Annotated in this window: 18 protein-coding genes and 1 pseudogene; 12 read left to right on the top strand and 7 right to left on the bottom strand. The window is 56.7% G+C overall.

Annotated elements, in window-relative coordinates:
- Positions 1-110 precede the first annotated feature (110 nt).
- The gene (locus OP500_RS01855) at positions 111-458 is read right to left on the bottom strand and encodes a hypothetical protein (RefSeq protein WP_274070010.1); all 348 of its coding nucleotides are present in this window, start codon (positions 456-458) and stop codon (positions 111-113) included.
- Between the two features lie 413 nt (positions 459-871).
- Here OP500_RS01855 and OP500_RS01850 point away from each other — a divergent pair, with 413 nt between their 5' ends.
- Positions 872-1660 carry a hypothetical protein gene (locus OP500_RS01850; protein WP_274070009.1) on the top strand — a complete coding sequence of 263 codons (789 nt, stop codon included), beginning with the start codon at positions 872-874 and terminating at the stop codon, positions 1658-1660.
- A gap of 515 nt (positions 1661-2175) precedes the next feature.
- Here the strand turns inward: OP500_RS01850 and OP500_RS01845 are convergent.
- Positions 2176-2565, bottom strand: a pseudogene (locus OP500_RS01845) (UbiX family flavin prenyltransferase); the annotation flags it as partial.
- 128 nt (positions 2566-2693) lie between these two features.
- On the opposite strand from OP500_RS01845, the gene OP500_RS01840 reads away from it, so the two are divergent.
- The 3 genes from OP500_RS01840 to OP500_RS01830 all read left to right on the top strand — a co-directional run bounded on the left by OP500_RS01840 (position 2694) and on the right by OP500_RS01830 (position 5408).
- Positions 2694-3284: a phosphatase PAP2 family protein gene (locus OP500_RS01840; protein WP_274070008.1), complete on the top strand. Its 591-nt coding sequence runs from the start codon at positions 2694-2696 to the stop codon at positions 3282-3284.
- A 189-nt stretch (positions 3285-3473) separates the two neighbouring features.
- Positions 3474-4205 (top strand): histidine phosphatase family protein, encoded by a 732-nt coding sequence (locus OP500_RS01835; protein ID WP_274070007.1) that lies wholly within the window; start codon positions 3474-3476, stop codon positions 4203-4205.
- Between the two features lie 282 nt (positions 4206-4487).
- On the top strand, positions 4488-5408 hold the full coding sequence (locus OP500_RS01830) for an ABC transporter substrate-binding protein (protein ID WP_274070006.1): 921 nt from the start codon (positions 4488-4490) through the stop codon (positions 5406-5408).
- A 240-nt stretch (positions 5409-5648) separates the two neighbouring features.
- Here the strand turns inward: OP500_RS01830 and tmk are convergent, their stop codons facing one another.
- Positions 5649-6272, bottom strand: coding sequence for a dTMP kinase (gene tmk, locus OP500_RS01825; RefSeq protein WP_274070005.1), 624 nt, complete (start codon positions 6270-6272; stop codon positions 5649-5651).
- A gap of 138 nt (positions 6273-6410) precedes the next feature.
- Here tmk and OP500_RS01820 point away from each other — a divergent pair, with 138 nt between their 5' ends.
- Positions 6411-6641, top strand: a complete 231-nt coding sequence (locus OP500_RS01820; protein ID WP_274070004.1) for a YdcH family protein — start codon at positions 6411-6413, stop codon at positions 6639-6641.
- A gap of 117 nt (positions 6642-6758) precedes the next feature.
- Here OP500_RS01820 and OP500_RS01815 read toward each other — a convergent pair whose 3' ends face one another.
- The gene (locus OP500_RS01815; protein ID WP_274070003.1) at positions 6759-8318 is read right to left on the bottom strand and encodes a TerC family protein; all 1560 of its coding nucleotides are present in this window, start codon (positions 8316-8318) and stop codon (positions 6759-6761) included.
- 400 nt (positions 8319-8718) lie between these two features.
- The gene (locus OP500_RS01810; RefSeq protein WP_274070002.1) at positions 8719-9912 is read right to left on the bottom strand and encodes an amino acid aminotransferase; all 1194 of its coding nucleotides are present in this window, start codon (positions 9910-9912) and stop codon (positions 8719-8721) included.
- 176 nt (positions 9913-10088) lie between these two features.
- On the opposite strand from OP500_RS01810, the gene OP500_RS01805 reads away from it, so the two are divergent.
- Entirely contained in the window at positions 10089-10784 is a 696-nt protein-coding gene (locus OP500_RS01805) for an SIMPL domain-containing protein (RefSeq protein ID WP_274070001.1), read from the top strand.
- Positions 10785-10908: 124 nt separating this feature from the next.
- Here the strand turns inward: OP500_RS01805 and OP500_RS01800 are convergent, their stop codons facing one another.
- A complete protein-coding gene (locus OP500_RS01800; protein WP_274070000.1) occupies positions 10909-11412 on the bottom strand; it encodes a hypothetical protein in 504 nt (167 codons plus the stop codon).
- An 86-nt stretch (positions 11413-11498) separates the two neighbouring features.
- A complete protein-coding gene (gene ubiG, locus OP500_RS01795) occupies positions 11499-12221 on the bottom strand; it encodes a bifunctional 2-polyprenyl-6-hydroxyphenol methylase/3-demethylubiquinol 3-O-methyltransferase UbiG (RefSeq protein WP_274069999.1) in 723 nt (240 codons plus the stop codon).
- 214 nt (positions 12222-12435) lie between these two features.
- Here ubiG and accD point away from each other — a divergent pair, with 214 nt between their 5' ends.
- From accD to OP500_RS01765, 6 genes are all read left to right on the top strand, one after another.
- Complete coding sequence (accD, locus tag OP500_RS01790) at positions 12436-13299, top strand: acetyl-CoA carboxylase, carboxyltransferase subunit beta (RefSeq protein ID WP_238746116.1); 864 nt, start codon at positions 12436-12438, stop codon at positions 13297-13299.
- Between the two features lie 188 nt (positions 13300-13487).
- Entirely contained in the window at positions 13488-14600 is a 1113-nt protein-coding gene (gene lptF / locus OP500_RS01785; protein ID WP_274069998.1) for an LPS export ABC transporter permease LptF, read from the top strand.
- Positions 14597-15664, top strand: coding sequence for an LPS export ABC transporter permease LptG (lptG, locus tag OP500_RS01780; protein WP_274069997.1), 1068 nt, complete (start codon positions 14597-14599; stop codon positions 15662-15664). Before lptF ends, lptG begins: the two co-directional genes overlap by 4 nt.
- Before the next feature lie 464 nt (positions 15665-16128).
- Positions 16129-17643: a bifunctional peptide-methionine (S)-S-oxide reductase MsrA/peptide-methionine (R)-S-oxide reductase MsrB gene (gene msrAB / locus OP500_RS01775; protein WP_255778260.1), complete on the top strand. Its 1515-nt coding sequence runs from the start codon at positions 16129-16131 to the stop codon at positions 17641-17643.
- Positions 17644-17737: 94 nt separating this feature from the next.
- Entirely contained in the window at positions 17738-18184 is a 447-nt protein-coding gene (locus OP500_RS01770) for an ASCH domain-containing protein (protein WP_274069996.1), read from the top strand.
- A 97-nt stretch (positions 18185-18281) separates the two neighbouring features.
- Positions 18282-18785 (top strand): hypothetical protein, encoded by a 504-nt coding sequence (locus tag OP500_RS01765; protein ID WP_274069995.1) that lies wholly within the window; start codon positions 18282-18284, stop codon positions 18783-18785.
- Position 18786: the final 1 nt, after the last annotated feature.

The raw sequence follows: 18786 nt of genomic DNA, 5'->3' as shown, positions 1-18786 counted from the left end.
GCAGAATCCGTGCCGCCGATTTACGCTGCCCTTAGCGATCGCGCAAACTCCCGTCCACTTTGGTTCGCAGTGGATTGAGCAGATAGCATATTGATTAATAAGTGAAAATATTACCTTCTTGCAAAAAATAAATATACCGCTCTAATCAAACCGGCTAAAACCAAAGGAATGAACCAACTTCCCCCTATAAAATATAAAGAAAATTCAATTATGTTTCCTAAATTTATTTCCATATCATCTAAAGACATAAATATAGGAAAGGCAAGAATATTGGTTAATATATAAGCAAATACAAGCTTTCCGTTTATACGATTCCCGTTCAAAAAAACATGATCGCTAATAACAAATATCTTACTCCCCAAAGCCAAAAAATAAAAAACACCAAAAATAAAAACTAAAACATACAGAAAATGCTCAAACAAAGGGAAATAAGTTATATTTAACTTACCTAATATCATATAAAATATGATACAAAACAACACCTACAAAAAGAAAATTATTTTTACCATTTGAAATTATATGAAGCGCCGTTTAATAAGCTCTTCCCTATTTTGATGAACATAACAAGCTATAACACAAACAAACTCAGAAAACAAACTTCGCAGCTATACGTTTAGCTATACTGCAGCAATCCAAACGTCCTTTCCTACGTTTACCAGCCCTACACCTTCGGCAGCTACACCGACACTACCGCCTTTACCCTCCCCGCCAACAAGCTCAAAGGTATCGTCAAACCCGAAATCCTGCACGAGATGGAAGCCTACCGCGAGTGGAAAAACCGTATCTGCGGCTTTCAGACTGCCTTTTGCCGTCTGCTTGGATTAAAATCCCGGCTCCCGCAACCACTTTTTCCAAACGAAAGACCCCAGCCATGAACAAACACCTTCCCGCCCTGCTTGCCGCCGCCCTCGTCCTACCCGCCCTTGCCGCGCCGCCGCAGGTCAAAATCCAATCGTTCACCGCAAAATACTGCCCCAAACCCTCGCCCGACACCGGGTGCAGCGAATTCATCGTCTCCCACCCCGTCTTCCCCGATGCCGCGCAAAACGCCTTTATTGACAAACTGCTGCGCCCGATGTCCGCCGCCGACGGTCTCAAAACCCTCACCAAAGCCGCCGCCCTGCGCGAACTGAAAAAACGCGTCAATGAAAACCGCGACGACGAAGGCTACCCGCGCCACCAATACATCGTCGAAGCAGACCTCGAAGGCTACACCCCCAACTACTACGTTCTCTCCACTACCGACTACGAATTCTCCGGCGGCGCACACGGCGCGGGCGACGGCAGCGACTACGTTATCCCCCGCAGCGGCAAACCCGTGCCCCTCAAACTCGCCGACATCCTGCTGCCCGGCAAAAAAGCCGCCTTCGCCGCCCTGCACCGCCAAGGCATGCTCGACTATTACTTAAAAGAAGGCGGCAAAACCCGGCAGGAAATCGAAGCGGACTTCGACGACAAAAACAGTTCCCACCACCTCACCGACGAACATCTGGAAAACTGGACCTTCTACAAAAACGCCCTTTCCTACACCTACAACCACTACACCTTCGGCAGCTACGTGGACACCCCGTCCTTCACCATCCCCGCCGACAAGCTCAAGGGCATCGTCAAACCCGAAATCCTGCGCGAAATAAAAGCCTACCGCGAGTGGAAAAACTGATTTTAGATTCGCAACTCCGCTTCGCTACGCAGGCTGCCTTCTACCCCGCCGCCTAAATGTTTTGCACAAACAAAAGCAGCCTGAAAGCCGTAAATCCGGTCTTCAGGCTGCTTTTTGCCAATGGCACCAACGGCAGCATCAGGCTTTCAGACTGCCATAAAAATTTACTTGGGCGGCGCGGATTATTAAGAAACGTAAACTCCTTTCCTATCGGCAGCACGGATTAGTTATTAGGGATGAACTGCCTTTCAGGCAGCCTGAAAGCTGGGTTTGGCCGCCCACCTTATTCAAACGGACATATCCTTTTGGCGGATAGCCAGCCACGCCCGCCGCGACTAGATTTTGCGTTTTTTAACCCAAGCATACAAAACTCCCATGAAACTCCGTCCCAATACCATTTTGCTCGGCCTACTGGCCGCTTCGTTTGTGTTACCCGTCTATGCCGATGACGACGCACAAAGCGACGGCGACGCCGCTTTCGAGCTTGGCCAGATTACTGTGCAGGGGCGCCGCAGCAATGTGGCGGCCGACGAGCGCACCATCAGCACCAAGCGCCGCCGCTCTTTCAGCGTTACGTCCGCCGCGCGCGTGAGCAGGTTGTCGCTTATGGCATGGGCGATTGCCGAGAGCGTGCGCATGGAGCAAGGCGCAACCAGCATCCCTGCGCTGTGAAACGAGCCGCTGGCAATGCTCGCCGCCAAATTGCCAATCGGATGCACCACATCCGCCAGCGCGTAAACCGCTTCTTTGCTGTATGCCGTTTCCGCGGCGCGGGTGAGTTCCGCCCCTTTGGAAACCACCAAATGCGTTTCAATCTGCGCCAGCGGTTGCAGCAATTGCAATGCCTTGTAGCCATACGCAAAGCCACTTGCGCCGCTGATGCCAATAATCAAACGTTGAACCATTTTGCTCACTCGTAAACTCAAAAAACGCGCGATTATAGCCGTTTCGCGCCCAAGGCAGCCTGAAAACCTTGCACAAAGCCTTGTTTTCATGCAGTATCCGCCGCTTTCAAACCCAAGGAACGCAACTCATGGAATTGAGCGATTATTTTGTTAATCTCGTGTTAAGCGGCATCTTAATTGTCGGCGCTTATCAATTTTATTTTTTCACGCAACGCCATCCGCTGCGCAAGCCGATTGTTTGGCGCTCGCCGATTGATGAATCCATCCCGTTCAAACCGCAATGGTCTTGGGTGTACAGCTTTTTGTATTACCCCGCCATTTTGTATCTGAACCTGCTTGCCGAAGACAGCGCCCATTTCAACAAAATGGCGTTCAGCTTTTTGGTATTGCTGTTTATGCAGATGATTTTTTTCTGGCTGTTTCCCGTCTCCACGCCCGAGCATTGGCGCAGCATCAACACAGGCAAAACCTATTCCGAAAAATTCCTATTGTTTGTGCAAAAATTTGACCAATCCACCAACTGTTTTCCCAGTATGCACGTTTCCGTTGCCATGCTCACCACCTTGCACGCATGGAGCAGCCTAGGCGCATGGGGTTTGCTCTTCCCCCTGTTTATCGCCCTATCGTGCATCTACACCAAGCAGCATTATCTGATAGACCTGCCCGCAGGCGCGCTGCTCGGTTGCTTGGCTTATGGGGTCTATGGCTGGGTGGCATAGCGCAAAAGGCAGCCTGAAATGGGGTTATTGTTTCAGGCTGTCTTTGGTTTATCTTGTTCAACTGTTTTAACCCCATTGCAGTTTGCGCTTTTCACTTCGCAACAGCCCGCAAACGCGTTTTCAGGCTGCCCCAAACATCCCAAGGCAGCCTGAAACACCGTTAAACAAACCCAACCAAAAGAGAACCCTATGCCCACCACGCTCAATCTCTATCTCATCCGCCACGGGCAAACCGAATACAACACCGCAGGCATCGTGCAAGGCTGGTGCGATTCCCCGCTCACCGCCGAAGGCAAAGCAGGCGCCGCGCAAACGGGCAACGCCATCGCCCAAGCCCAAATCCGCTTTGCTGCCGCCTATTGCAGCACCAGCCCGCGCACCGCTGCCACCGCGCAAATCATCCTGCAACACACGCAGCAGCCGCACATCGCACCTGCGCCCTTGGACGATTTGCGCGAATACCACTTCGGCTCGTTTGAAGGACAGCCTTCCGCCCGCATCCACCAAACCATCGCGCAAGAACTCGGCTACGGCAACGTGGAAGACTGGCTTGCCGACTACCGCAGCGGCAAACACAGCAACAACAAACTGATGCACACGCTCCACCGCATAGACCCACGCGCCGAGCAAGAAAGCCAGTTTATCCAGCGCCTACATCGCGGCATTCAGCACATTATTGCCAACAGCCTTGCGCGTTCAGCCCAAGGCAGCCTGAAAACCGAAAGCAGCGGCGAAATCCCAACGCCCAACGTGTTAATCGTCTCCCACGGCATGGCGATTACCGCGCTGCTGCGCAGCATCAACCCGCAAGCCATCCCCTACCGCAGCGTGCCCAACGCCAGCGCAACGCTGCTGCGCTACAACCTAATCGGCGGCTTGCAGATTATCAGCGAAGCAGGCAAGGCGTTGCCGCTGCCCTAATCGCGTGCAAACAAAAAGGGCAGCGAGAATCTGCCCTTGTGTGATTGAGTTGAACAGCATTTTCAGGCTGCCTTTGGGTTAGGGAAACAAAGGCAGCCTGAAAACCAAAGGCTGCACCGAAGTTAAAATAAATGAAGCCAGCTTCGGCAAAACCATTTTCAGGCTGCCTACGGATAATCGCCCCGCATCTCGCGTTGTTGTCGCCGATGCGTCCACGCCGCATCCGCCGCCGCGCCTGCCGCATCCGAACCGGCCGGCCGCCGGCTGGTGTACAGCTTCGGCATGCCGCAAAACCCTCCCGCCTTCCGCCGCATCTACGCCGCCGGCCCGCCGGTCGAAGTGCTGCTGCACGCGCTGGCACCCGAGCGCATGCTCGGCTGGACGGCGCAAAAACCCGAAGCGGCGCTGGCGCTGCTGGGCGCATCCGAGCGCAAACTGCCGGTGCTCGGCGGCATCAACGGCCGCGGCCGGCCAGTGTCGCTGGAAGAGCTGCTCGCGGCCAAAGTCGATCTGGTGATCGATGCCGGCACCGTAAACGACGGCATGCTCAGCACCGGCGAACACACCGCCAAACAGTTGGGCGTACCCTATCTGCTGATCGACGGCCGTCTGGATCAGGCTGCCGAACAAGTCCGCCTGCTCGGCAAACTGCTTGATTCGCCGCACACCGACAAACTGGCCGCGCTGGCCGAACAGGCCTTAGCCTTCGCCGTCCAACGCGCCGCCGAGCGCCGCAGCGCCCCGCCCACCGTGTATCTCGCCCGCGGCGAAGACGGATTGGAAACCGGCCGCAGCGGCTCCATCCACACCGAAGTCATCAGCATGATCGGCGCCAAGAGCGTCGGCGACGATCTCGAAGGCAGCGGCGGGCTGGCCAAAGTGTCGCTCGAGCGTGTGTTGCAATGGCAGCCTGAATGGATTGTGACCCAAGACGCCAAATTCGCCCACCAAGTGGCCGCCAATCCGCTGTGGCGCGGCGTGGAAGCGGTAAAAAACCGGCGTGTGGTACTGCTGCCGCGCCTGCCCTACGGCTGGATCGACAGCCCGCCCGGCATCAACCGCCTGATCGGCATCTACGCGCTCGACGCCGCGCTTTCCGGCCAGCCGCCCAAGCAGCAGCGCGAACGCATCCTGCCGCTGATGCAGGCGCTCTACCACCGCCTGCCCGATGCCGCGCAACTGCGCATGCTGGGCTTGGCCTGAACGCCGTCAAACAAAGCAGCCTGAAAGCCGATAGTGCGCTTTCAGGCTGCCTTTTTGTCTGTTCGCTTTGTCTGTTTATCGTTTCAGGCTGCCTGAAACCAAAGCAGCAGGTAGGTTGGGTTGTTAAACCCAACATTCTCCGATGCCAAAAGATATATTGGGTCGCGACCCAAGCTACAACCCAAAGCAGCCTGAAAACGGAAAAACCGTTTTCAGGCTGCTTGGTCGGGATAGGCGTATTTAGGCGAAGCCGTAGAGTTTGTCGAGTACGCTTTCGATTTCGGCGCGGACGGCGGCGCGTTCGCGGCTGCTGTCGATTACGGCATAGCGCTCGGGCGCGGCGGCGGCGCGCTGCAGGTAAACGGCGCGGGTGCGCTCGAAAAAGGCGGCGTCTTCCAATTCAAAGCGGTCTTTGTCGCGGCCGGATTCGATGCGCTCGCGCGCCACTTCCAAAGGCACGTCGAGTATCAGCGTTAAGTCGGGTTTCAGGCTGCCTTGCACCCAGCGCTCGAGTTCGGCGATTTTGCCGGCATCCAAACCGCGGCCGCCGCCCTGATAGGCAAAGGTGGCGTCGGTAAAGCGGTCGCAAACGATGCTGCTGCCCTGCTCGAGCGCGGGGCGCACCACTTCTTCCAAATGCTGGCTGCGCGCGGCAAACATCAGCAGGGTTTCGCTGTGCAGCGAAGCGCGGGTGGCGGGATCGAGTAGGATGCGGCGCAGCTCTTCCCCGAGCGCGGTGCCACCGGGTTCGCGGGTGAAGCGCACCGGCAGGCTGCGCCGTTCGAACCACTGGCGCACCACTTCGAGCTGGGTGGTTTTGCCGGCGCCGTCGATGCCATCGAGCGTGATGAAGCGGGGGGGCATGGTGTTTCCTTTGCTGTGCCAAAAAGCCGGCATTTTAGCCGAAAGCGGCGCGGCGACGCTGACAAAAAGGGGCATATTCCGTATAATGTAACTGCCGTAACGGCATTCCCACAACACCCGTACAGAAAAGGATGCAGCATGTTTCCCGAATACCGCGACCTGATTTCAAAACTGAAACAAGAAGACCAGCATTTTGCCCGTCTGTTTAACGAACACAACGAACTGGACGATAAAATTACCGGTTTGGAAAACAACCCCGTAACCAGCAGCTCTGCGGAAGAAGAAATCCAGGCGCTGAAACAGAAAAAACTGGCGCTTAAAGACGAGCTGTATGTGCTGCTGAAAAGAGCAGACGCCGCCGGCAAATAGTTTCAGGCTGCCTTGAACCACAAAACGGACGCATTAAGCGTCCGTTTTGTGCGTGTTGCCGCAACGATTCTTTCAGGCTGCCTGCCTGTCCGCGCCCGTTCGGGGCAGACGCGGCGGCTATTCTTCGGCCGGCAGCGGGGTGATTTTCACGCGGCTGATGCGGTGGCCGTCTTTTTCCACCACTTGGAAATGCCAGCCGTAATAGTCGATGCCCGCGCCCTCTTCGGGCAGTGCCTGCAGTTTTTCGATAATCAGGCCGGCAACGGTATGGAACTCGGCATCCTCGCTTTGCGGCGGCAGGTTGAGCTGGGGGGCGAGTTCGACGTATTCGAGCGCGCCGTCCACGGTCAGGCTGTCGTCGGCATGGGTTTGCACGGCGGCCTCTTCTTCGCGCTCGAATTCTTCGGGAAACTCGCCGGCAATGGTTTCGAGCAGGTCTTTCATGGTAACCATGCCCAGCACGGCGCCCAATTCGTCCACCACCAGCGCGTAATCGGCGCTGTGCTGGCGAAAGAGCTCGATCGCCGCCAGCGCGGTGGCGCTTTCAGGCAGCATCAGCGGCTGGCGCAGCGCGCTTTGGATATTGACGTCGCCCTCTTCGAGCAGCTGCACCAGCAGCTCTTTTTTGTTGATATAGCCCAAAGGCTCGTCCACGCCTGCCTTGCCGACCACCAGCATCCGCGAATAGGGGCATTCGATCAGGCGTTTTTTCTGCTCGTCGCGGCTTTGCGAGATGTCGAGCCGCTCGATGTCGCTGCGCGGAATCATCACGCCGAAAATCGGCCGCTCGGCCAGCGTGAGCACGCTGCGGATCATCGATTTTTCGTTTTCTTCAAAATGCTCGTCGTCTTCGTCGCCGCTGCCCGAAGCGGCCAGCAGGCTTTCGCGGATGCCCATCATGCCGAGCACGTTTTCGGCGGTGCGTTGGCGCCACGAACTGCCGGCGTAGTCGTTTTTCTTGGCGTTGCGCTGGGCGACTTGGTTGAAGGCTTCGATCAGTATCGAAAAACCGATGGCGGCGTAGAGATAGCCTTTGGGAATGTGGAAATGGAAGGCTTCGGCAATCAGGCTGAAGCCGATCATCAGCAAAAAGCCCAGGCACAGCATCACCACCGTGGGATGGCGCTCGACAAAAGCGGTGAGCGGCTTGCTCGCCCAAATCATGGTGGCCATCGCCACCACCACCGCCGCCATCGCCACCGTGATGTGTTCGACCATCGCCACCGCGGTAATCACGCTATCGATGGAAAACACCGCGTCCAGAATCAGAATCTGGGCGACCACGCTGAAAAACGGGCTGTGTTTTTTGTGCTGGTCGGCCACGGCGTAGTGGTTGCTGCCTTCCAGCCGCTCGTGCAGCTCGGTGGTTGCCTTGTATAAGAGAAACAGCCCGCCGCCGAGCATAATCAGATCCTTGCCCGACACCGCGTGGCCGCCGGCGCTAAACAGCGGCGCGGTCAGCGTGATGATGTGCGCCATAAACGCCAGCATCAGTATGCGCATGCCCACCGCCAGCGTCAGGCCGCTGATGCGGGCTTTGTCGCGCAGCGCGGGTTTGACTTTGTTGGCGATGATGGCGACAAACACCAGATTGTCGATGCCCAGTACCACTTCGAGCACAAACAGCGTTAGAAAACCGATCCAGGTTTGCGGTTCGGCCAGCCAGCTCAAATCCATCGCGCGCTCCTTATCCGCCGCGGGCGGAGCGCAGGCGGCAAAAGGCAGCCTGAAAGGTTTTCAGGCTGCCTGAATCGGGCGGCAAAACAAGGTAAAGGGCTTGTCTGCTCGGAGTCTTTCATTGCGTTCTTTGAAAAATGAAAACGCGGCAAGTGTAGCAGCTTGGCGCGCAAATGCAAACCGCGCGCGGCGGCAGGGCAGCCTGGAAACGGCCGGCGGCGGTTTTCAGGCTGCCGTCTTGGCTCATCTGAGCTTCACCCAAGCCGGGTCATGCCCGCCGGCGCGGGATGGTTTTCAGGCTGCCTTTGCATCAGGCTGCCCGTGGAACGGGGCTGCCGCAAACGTTTCAGGCTGCCTTATCCCCGCGATAAGGCAGCCTGAAAACCAAAGTGAAACCGCTTTACAGCACTTTCACAATGCTCTCGCACAGATAGCGGATATTGTCGGCGGTGATGCCGGCCACGTTGATGCGGCCGCTGCGCACGGCGTAGATGGCAAACTCGTTTTTCAGGCGATCCACCTGCTCGGGAGTCAGGCCGCTGAACGAGAACATGCCGTTTTGCTTAACGATAAAGTCGAAATCCTGTTTGGCGCCGCATTCTTTGAGCAGGGCGACAAACTGGCCGCGCATTTCTTTGATGCGCGCGCGCATTTCGTCGAGTTCGGCAATCCACTGCGCTTTGAGCGTGGGGTCTTGCAGCACCATCGCCACGGTGTGGCCGCCGTGGGAAGCGGGGTTGGAGTACAGGGTGCGGATAATCGCTTTGACCTGGCTGAAGGCGCGGTTGGCGGTGTCTTCGTCGGCGGCGACTACGGTAAAGGCGCCTACGCGCTCGTTGTACATGCCGAAGTTTTTGGAATAGGAGCTGGCCACCAGCAGCTCGGGATTGCGTTTGGCAAAGGCACGCAGGCCGTAGGCGTCTTCTTCGATGCCGTTGGCAAAACCCTGGTAGGCGAAGTCAAACAGCGGCAGCCAGCCTTTTTGTGCGGAGAGTTCGGCCAGTTTTTCCCATTGCTCGGGCGTGGGGTCGATGCCGGTGGGGTTGTGGCAGCAGCCGTGAAAGAGTACCACGTCGCCGGCTTCGGCTTCGGACAGATCGGCGATCATACCGTCCCAATCCAGGCTGTGGCTGGCTTTGTCGTAATAGCGGTAGTCGCGGATATTGATGCCGACGGCGTTGAAAATGGCGTTGTGGTTCGGCCAGGTGGGGACGGAAATCCACACGTTCTGCGCGCCGGTCTGGCGTTTGATAAATTCGGCGGCCACGCGCAGGGCGCCGGTGCCGCCAAGGCTTTGCGCGGTTTTGGCGCGGCGCGAAGCAATCACTTCGCTGCCTTCACCGAACAGCAGTTTTTGGGTTTCGGCATTGTAGGCGGCCACGCCGTCGATGGTCAGGTAGTTTTTGCTCTGCTCTTCGGCCAGCAGGCGGGTTTCGGCGGCCTTAACGGCTTTGAGCACCGGCGTTTTGCCGGCGGCGTCTTTGTACACGCCGATGCCCAGATTGACTTTCTCGGGGCGCTTTTCGGCTTTGAAGGCTTCGCCCAGACCGAGAATCGGGTCGGCGGGGGCGGCGGTGATTTTATCGAACAACATAATCGCATCCTTGCTGGAACAAACGGGTGAAAAAGGCGCGCCGCCGCCAAACCGCCAGCGGCGCAGACAGGCAGCGCATATATACTGCGAAGCGGCGGCGCTGGCAAGGAAAACCGTTTTCAGGCAGCCTGAAAACTATATAATCGCCGCTTTAACCGACACCCGAAGGAAACGCCATGAAAAAAAACCTTGCCCTGCTGCCGCTGGCCGCCGCGCTCGCCCTGCCCGCCGCCGCCGAAGAGCTGCACTACAATCTGGTCGAATTTCATGAAAGCGCTTCGGTGCGCGTGCCGCACGACACCATGCACATCATGCTGGAAGTGAGCGAAACCGCACCCAGCCGCGAAGCGGCCGCCAATAAGGTTACCGCCCGCGTCAATGCCGTGCTTGCCCGCGCCAAAAGCAGCCTGAAAGCCGAAAGCGGCCGCCGCTACGCCGAAGCCAACCGCGACGACAAAAACAGAATCCGCAACTGGACCGACAGTGCGACCATTTTCGTCGAAAGCCGCGATTTTGCCGCGCTGTCCAAATTCGCCGCCGACAGCCAGAAAGAAGCGTCGGTACAAAACCTGTATTTCAGCGTATCGCCGGAAAAACGCGCCAAAGCGGTGGAAGAAGCGGGCGACATCGCGCTCAAATCGTTTGCCCAACGCGCGCAGTCTTTAAGCCGCAGCCTGGGTTTTGGCGGCTACAAAATCGTGCGCCTGAACCTGCGCCATTCGTTTAACAATATTGAAAACAGAGATACTTCCTTTGGTTTGTCTGCCGCCCCCGCCCTGAGCTTGAAAGCCAAAGCGGCCGCCGATATGCAGGTGCAGAGCGGCGAAGAAGAAGTTAATCAAACCGTTTCGGCTACGGTGCAGATGCAGTAAGCCCGCCCCTTGCAGTTTTCAGGCTACCTTGCTGCGAAACAATTAAACAGCCAAGGCAGCCTGAAAACGCAAAAAGCAGCCTGAAAAACCGAAACCGGCTTTTCAGGCTGCTTGGTTTGTTCTGCTACTTCGCTTTTTTACACACGAAGTCCGTCATCTTTTTCACGTGCGCAGGCTCGCTGCTGTCTTCCGCCTGAATCTGCCGGATCGTGGCGGCGTCCAAGTCTTTGGGCGACGCGGCCGGATGTGTGTCTGCCATTTTTACCGCCTGCCCCTGCGGACTGAGCAGCACCAGCGCGCTCATTACGCTGGTGGGCTGGGCGCTGCAATGTACCCAGTCCAAAATCAGCATGGCAGGCACGTTGCTGCGCTTGGCTTTGTGCTCCGTTACCACCGCAAACCAGTTATCGCCCAAAGGTTTGATGCTTTTGGGGAAGACTTTGGCGGAATATTTGCCGTCTTCGGGCACGTCGTAATCGTAAAGCCAGGTCGGATTTTTGTATTGCGCGCGCAGCAGGGCGGCGGCTTTGGGGTTTTGGGCAGCGTTTGGCGCAGCGTTTTGGCTATCGGCGGCTTGGACGGATGCGGCACAAATACCGAACAGAGCGGCAATTATCAAACGTTTCATGGGCGTTTCCTTGTAAAGAGAGCGGATAAATCAAACGGGTAAAACGGTTTTCAGGCTGCCTTAAACAATCAAGGCTGCCTGAAAACTTAAGCGGCGGGACGGCAGGCCATCAGGTAGTTCACCGACAAATCCTGATTCAGATGATACTGGCGCCACAACGGGTGGTAGCCCATGCCGGCGGTGTCGGCCACGTCCAAACCGCCCTGGCGGCACATCCGCGCCAGCTCGGCCGGGGCGATGAATTTTTGCCAGTCGTGCGTGCCTTTGGGCACCATGCGCAACAGGTATTCGGCGCCGACAATGGCGTGGACGTAGGATTTGGGATTGCGGTTGATGGTGGAGAAAAATACCATGCCCTCGGGCTTGGCGAGCTTGGCGCAGGCCCGCACCACCGAAGCGGGATCGGGCACATGCTCGAGCATTTCCATGCAGCTGACCACGTCGAAAGTGTGCGGCATTTCGGCGGCCAGGTCTTCCACGCTCACGCAACGGTAGGCAAGATTGTCCACACCATTGTTTTGCGCGTGGGCGGCAGCAGCCTGCAGCGATTTTTCGGCCATGTCGATGCCCAGCACCGAAGCCGCGCCGCGCCGCGCCATGCTCTCGGCGAGAATGCCGCCGCCGCAGCCGACATCGAGCACGGTTTTGCCGGCAAGATGCGCGTGGCGGTCGATATAGTCCAGGCGCAGTGGGTTGATATCGTGCAGGGATTTGAAGTCGCCGTTTTCGTCCCACCATTGGTCGGCCAGACGGCTGAATTTGTCGATTTCGGACTGATCGACATTGATATGCTGTTGTTGCTGGTTCATGGCAAAAGCCCGAAGTCTGTTGGAAAGCGGCTATTGTATAGCAAAGCGGCGGCGGCGGCATAACGCAGTAGGATTGTTCGGTTTCTTTGGCTATAATGCGCCACTTGTCCGCGATTGGTGCAGATGTTCTACACGTTTTGCCGCGCGGCCGACGGTTTTTTCAGGCTGCCTGAACGCGGTTTCGGGCAGCTTTCCCGATTGTGAAGGAGTCAGTATGAGTTGGTTGGACAAAATCCTGCCGCCGAAAATCAAAAAGGCCGACAGCAGAAGTTCCGGCGTGCCCGAAGGCCTGTGGCGCAAATGCCCGTCCTGCGGCAGCACCCAGTATGCCACCGACGTGGCGCAAAACTTCCACGTCTGCCCCAAATGCAACCACCACGAAAGCATCGGCGCGCGCACGCGGCTGAACCTGATTCTGGATGAAGACGGGCGCGAAGAAATCGGCGGCGAAATCAAACCCACCGATATTTTGAAATTCAAAGACAGCAAAAAATATCCCGACCGGCTCTCAGCCGCGCGCAAAGCCACCGGCGAAGACGACGCGCTGGTGGTGATGAAAGGCAGCATCAACGGCGTGCCGGCGGTGGTAGCGGCGTTTGAGTTCCGCTTTATCGGCGGCTCGATGGGTTCGGTAGTGGGCGAGCGTTTTGTCGAAGGCGTGCGCCGCGCGGCAGCTTCAGGCTGCGCCTTTGTCTGCGTGGCCGCTTCGGGCGGGGCGCGGATGCAGGAAGGCCTGAACTCGCTGATGCAGATGACCAAAACCAGCGCCGCGCTGCATCTCTTGAGCGAAAAACGGCTGCCGTTTATTTCGGTGCTGACCGACCCGACTATGGGTGGCGTTTCCGCCAGCTTCGCCTTTTTGGGCGACGTGGTGCTGGCCGAACCCAACGCGCTGATCGGTTTTGCCGGCCCGCGCGTGATCGAGCAGACCGTGCGCGAAAAACTGCCCGAAGGCTTCCAGCGCGCCGAGTTCCTGCTGGAAAAAGGCGCCATCGACCAAATCGTTGACCGCCGCGAAATGAAGCAGCGTCTGGCCGATCTGATTACGCTGCTGAGCCGCCAAGACAAAGCAGCCTGAAACATCTGCCCTTTCAGGCTGCCTGAAAACCACCGGCTGCGGTGTCCGCCATCCGCCGGCGGTAGATTTTCCCAAGCGGCAAAACGCCGCCCAAAGGCAGCCTGAAAGCGGCCGCACGGCCGCATCCCTATTTTTCAGGCTGCCTTGCGCCGTCCGGCTGTCTTTCCCCATCTCTTCCCAAGCCCGCCATGATTTATCAGAAACAGTTTGTTAAGGAAACCACGCTCACCGCCGTCGGCATTTTTTTCGTGCTGCTGGCGATTTTGGTTTCCACCCAGTCGGTTACCCTACTCGGCCGCGCAGCCGACGGACGGGTGGCGGTGGATGCGGTGGCGGCGCTGATCGGCTTTTGGACGCTGAATATGACGCCGCTGCTGCTGGTGCTCACCGCCTACATCAGCATTCTCACGGTGCTGACCCGCTATTGGCACGGCAGCGAGATGGCGGTTTGGCTCTCCTGCGGGCTGGGGCTGAAAAACTGGCTGCGGCCGGTGTTTTCGTTTGCGCTGCCGCTGGCGGTGCTGCTGGCGGTGCTGCAGCTGGGCGTGCTGCCGTGGGCGGACATGCGCAGCCGCGAATACGCCGAAATCCTGAAGCAGAAGCAGAATCTGTCGCTGGTGGAAGAAGGCGTGTTCCGCGAATTGGGCAAGAAAAACGGGCGGGTGTATTTTGTCGAACAGTTTGACGCGGAAAAAGGCGAGATGAAAAACCTGTTTATCCGCGAAGTGGACGACAAAAACCGCGACAGCGTGGTCTTTGCCAAGTCCGGCAGCTTCCGGCTCGACAACAACCGCCGCACGCTGGTGCTCGATCAGGGCTACCGCTACAGCGGCACCGCCGGCAAAGGCGATTTCGACCGTGTGTCTTTCGAGCATATGGAACTGGTGATCAGCACCGTGCCCAAACTCAACAACAGCGAACGCCACCGCCACGCCGTTCCCACCCTTGAGCTGATCAGCAGCGACAAACCCGAGCTTCAGGCCGAACTGATGTGGCGCATCTCTCTGCCGCTCACGGTGCTGGTGCTATCGCTGTTGGCGGTGCCGCTGTCCTACAGCAACATCCGCTCCGGCAATTCCTATCACGTGCTGCTGGCGGTGGTGTTTTTCCTGATTTACCAAAACGGCCTGACCCTGCTGCGCGACGCGGTGGAAGACGGCAAAATCCCTTTCTGGCTCGGCCTGCTGCCGATGCACATCCTGATGACCGCCTGCGCCCTGCTGCTGCTGCGCATCCGCAGCATGCCCGCCCGCCCGTTTTGGGCAGCCTTAAAAGCCGCATTGCCGGGGAGCCGCCGATGAAACTGCTGACCCGCTACCTGATCCGCCGCCTGAGCGTTTCCACCCTGCTCGCGCTCTTTGCCCTACTCGCGCTGTACAGCTTTCTTGATTTGATTAACGAAGTCGGCAGCATCGGCACCAACAACTACACCGGCGCCACCGCCTTTTTCTACGTGCTGATGAAAACCCCCGCCCACGCCTACCAGCTGATGCCGCTGGCGGTACTGATCGGCGGCCTGTTTGCCTTCAGCCAGCTTGCCGGCAGCAGCGAAATGGCCGTTATCAAAACCAGCGGCATGAGCAGCGGCCAGATTATCCGTATCGCACTCGGCTTCAGCCTGATTTTCGCCACCGCCACCGCCTGCCTGGGCGAATGGCTGGCACCCGAACTCAGCCGCCGCGCCGACACCATGAAAAACAACGCCAAAACCGGCCGCATCAGCAGCGCCGCCAACGGCCTGTGGATCAAACAGTCCGACAGCATGGTCTATATCGCCGAAATGCTGCCCGACCACAGCCTGCACGGCATCAAAATCTGGCGCTACGGCAGCGATTTCAAACTCACCGAAGCCGTTGCCGCCCAAAGCGCCGTCGTCCATACCGACTACTGGCTGCTGCAGGATGCCCAAAGCAGCCGGCTGGACGACAATGCCGTGCACACCAGCCGTGAAGCCCAGCGCCGCTGGCCAAACAATATCGGCGGCAAACTGCTCGACATCCTGCTGGTCAAACCCGAGCAAATGCCGCTCAGCGCGCTCACCGGCTACATTCGCTATCTGGAAGACAACGGCCAGCAGACCCAAGAATACCGCGTCGCCTGGTGGAACAAACTGGTGTACCCAATCGCCACCATCGTAATGGCGCTGGTGGCGCTGGCCTTCACCCCCCAATCCGGCCGCCACACCAATATGGGCCTGCGCCTTTTCGCCGGCATTTGCTTGGGGCTGCTGTTTTTCTTTGCCGGACAGTTTTTCGGCTTCACCACCCGTCTCTACGGCGTCCCCGCCTTTGTCTCCGCCACCCTGCCCACCTTAGCCTTTGCCCTGTGGGCGGTGTATCTGATCCGCAAACAAGAGCGCCGCTAGGACTCAGGTTTTAAGCCATCAAATACCGCAAAAAGGCAGCCTGAAAAACTTTCAGGCTGCCTTTTTTTCACTGGGATTTAAAACATACAGAACAAAATGTCAGAAAGCCGGTACTGCTTCGTCTAAACCAAAAAAGCCGATGCACTGCCGGCAAAATGCGGCACAAAAAAACCGCCCCGCGTTTCGCAACGGGGGCGCAAAAGGAACACAAACCACTACCAAAATGGACTGCACTGCCGGAGACTTTGCTAGGCAGAATTTCCTGCCGTGCAGTTGGTAGAGCGGATACTACAGACTTTTTCTAAAGATTGCAAACAATAATTGTTATTATTGAGTGTATTTTATGCATGATTATGATTTAAATGTGTAAAAAGTTTTTTATTTTTGTGTTTTTCTCGGAAATTATCCGTTTTCTCGCGAAAGGAGAGCTTGTGAGCACCGTTAATCTCAAAACCGCCGCTTGGTTGGGCGTGGCTGCTGCCGCCGCGCTTGCCGCCGTCAGATTTTATCCGGACAGCATGGCTGCCCATGCTGCGGATACGCCGTATCAGGCGCTGGCCAAACTCAAGGTGCAGACGCCGCCGGTGGGAGGCAGCCTGAAAGCCGGCAAACCGACGCTGGTGAAATTCTGGGCGAGCTGGTGCCCCTTGTGCCTGTCGGAACTTGAGCCGACGCAGGAATGGGCGCGCGACAGCCGTTTTCAGGCTGCCAATCTGGTTACCGTTGCTTCGCCGTCTTATCTCAACGAAAAACCGCAGGCCGGCTTTGAGGCGTGGTATAAAGGCCTGGATTATCCGCAGCTGCCGGTGCTGACCGACGATGGCGGCCGGCTGGCCAAATCGCTCGGCGTGAACGTCTATCCTTCGTGGGTGGTGCTGGACGCCAAGGGCGAAGTGGCGCGGATCGTGCGCGGCCGTATCAGCAAAGAGCAGGCGCTGGCGCTGATTGCCGACCCGCAGGCCAAGCTGCAGGCGGCGCAAAACGTGTTTTACAAAAAATCCGACAACAACAAAGGAAGTCAAGCCATGAATACCCGCACCATCTATCTGGCCGGCGGCTGTTTCTGGGGATTGGAAGCCTATTTCCAACGCATAGACGGCGTGGTGGACGCAGTGTCCGGCTATGCCAACGGCCGCACCGCCAATCCCAGCTATGAAGACGTTTCCCACCGCCACAGCGGCCATGCCGAAACCGTCAAAGTAACCTACGATGCCGACAAACTCAGCCTGGACGACATCCTGCAGTATTATTTCCGCGTCGTCGATCCCACCAGCCTGAACAAACAGGGCAACGACATCGGCGAGCAGTACCGCAGCGGCATCTATTACACCGACGAAGCCGACCGCACCGTGATTGCCGCCGCCATCGAGCGCGAGCAGAAAAAATTCAGCCTGCCCGTGGTGGTGGAAAACAAAGCGCTCGAGCACTTTTACGAAGCCGAGGAATACCATCAGGACTATCTGGCGAAAAACCCCAACGGCTACTGCCACATCGACATCAAAAAAGCCGACGAGCCCCTGCCCGGCAAAGCCGCTTCCGGCTACCGCAAACCGAGCGCGGACGAGCTTAAAAGCAAACTCACCGCCGAGCAGTACCGCGTAACCCAGGAAGCCGGCACCGAATACGCCTTCAGCCACGAATATGACCGCCTGTTCGAGCCGGGAATCTACGTCGATGTCGTCAGCGGACAGCCCCTGTTTGCATCGGGCGACAAATTCCAATCTGGCTGCGGCTGGCCCAGCTTCACCCGCCCGATCCGTCCCGACGCCGTAACCGAGCGCGACGACAACAGCTACAATATGCACCGCACCGAAGTGCGCAGCAGCGGCGCCGATTCCCATCTCGGCCACGTCTTTAACGACGGCCCCGCCGACAAAGGCGGCCTGCGCTACTGCATCAACGGCGCCGCCCTGCGCTTCGTCCCCGCCGCCAAACTCGACGCCGAAGGCTACGGTGAATGGAAAGACCGCGCCAAATAGGCAGCCTGAACGAGAAGCAGCCTGAAAACGCAAACACCCGTTTGCCGCATGCGGCCGACGAGTGTTTTCGTACCGACAATCACAAGGAGCATTTATGGATGCGCAACAAATGTGGCACGAATGCCGGAAAATCTATCCCGAACTCGGCGAACAGCCAAACGCCTGGTCTTTCGGCGTCGAAGCCGACCACCTGGCCGATTTGGTTCTGCGCGGCGAAAAAACCGCCACGTCATCCGCCTACGACCTTTACGCCGTCGATCAAGAAGCCCTGCCGCAGGCCGGCAGCTTCCATCTGATTTTGGACAGCCGCCATCAGGCAGTCTGCATTATCGAAATCCGCAAAGTCAGCATCCTGCCCTTTTGCCAAGTTCCCGCCGAACACGCCCACAAAGAAGGCGAAGGCGACAAAAGCCTTGATTACTGGCGCCGCACCCACCGCGAAGTATTTTCCCAATGGCTGCATGAAGCCGGGCTGGCATTTGGCGAAGAAAGCAAAATCGTGCTCGAAGAATTCTGCAGGATTTATCCGCTTGAAAGCTAAAGGCAGCCTGAAAACCGGAAAAACACAGTTTCAGGCTGCTTGTTGGTTAAATATTCAGAGCTGTTTGATTAGGATTGGTTTTAATTGACGCATAGATTTGGTTAAAACTAGAATTCCACATACTGAGAACACCTGCTTATATGAGCACAAAGCAGCAAACCTATTGGGGGATTTAATGCTGAATTTTGATACATCCGAAAAAATCACTGCTATAGAATGGGTTGCATTACATAAGGATCTAGCAAAAAAACAATTTATTTCTTTTCTAGTCGTTTTCTTGCTAGGTATGTTTTCTAATTTTTCAGGAATAACCTTCCAGATAGCTGCCTCAATGTTTATAGTGGCATTTGGCACTTTCATTCAGTTTAAATGCCTTGAAGATATATATATAATTAAAAAAAATCCTTGGATAGGAGATAACAACTCAAAAATTATGATTAATATTTCAGTATTTATGTTTTTCTTATTTAATTTATGGTTTGTTTTTCATTTTGAATTAAGCGTGATCAACATTATTTGCTCGCTGATTTTTTTGCTTTCATTTCTTATTTATCCTTTAATTTTATATTTAAGATTCCCTACATTGATTGAGGAAAAATAAA

Source organism: Kingella sp. SNUBH-2017 (assembly GCF_028680565.1).
GTDB lineage: Bacteria > Pseudomonadota > Gammaproteobacteria > Burkholderiales > Neisseriaceae > Kingella_D > Kingella_D pumchi.
Note: the sequence above shows the minus strand (reverse complement) of the source record. Positions and strands in the feature narration are given on the sequence as shown.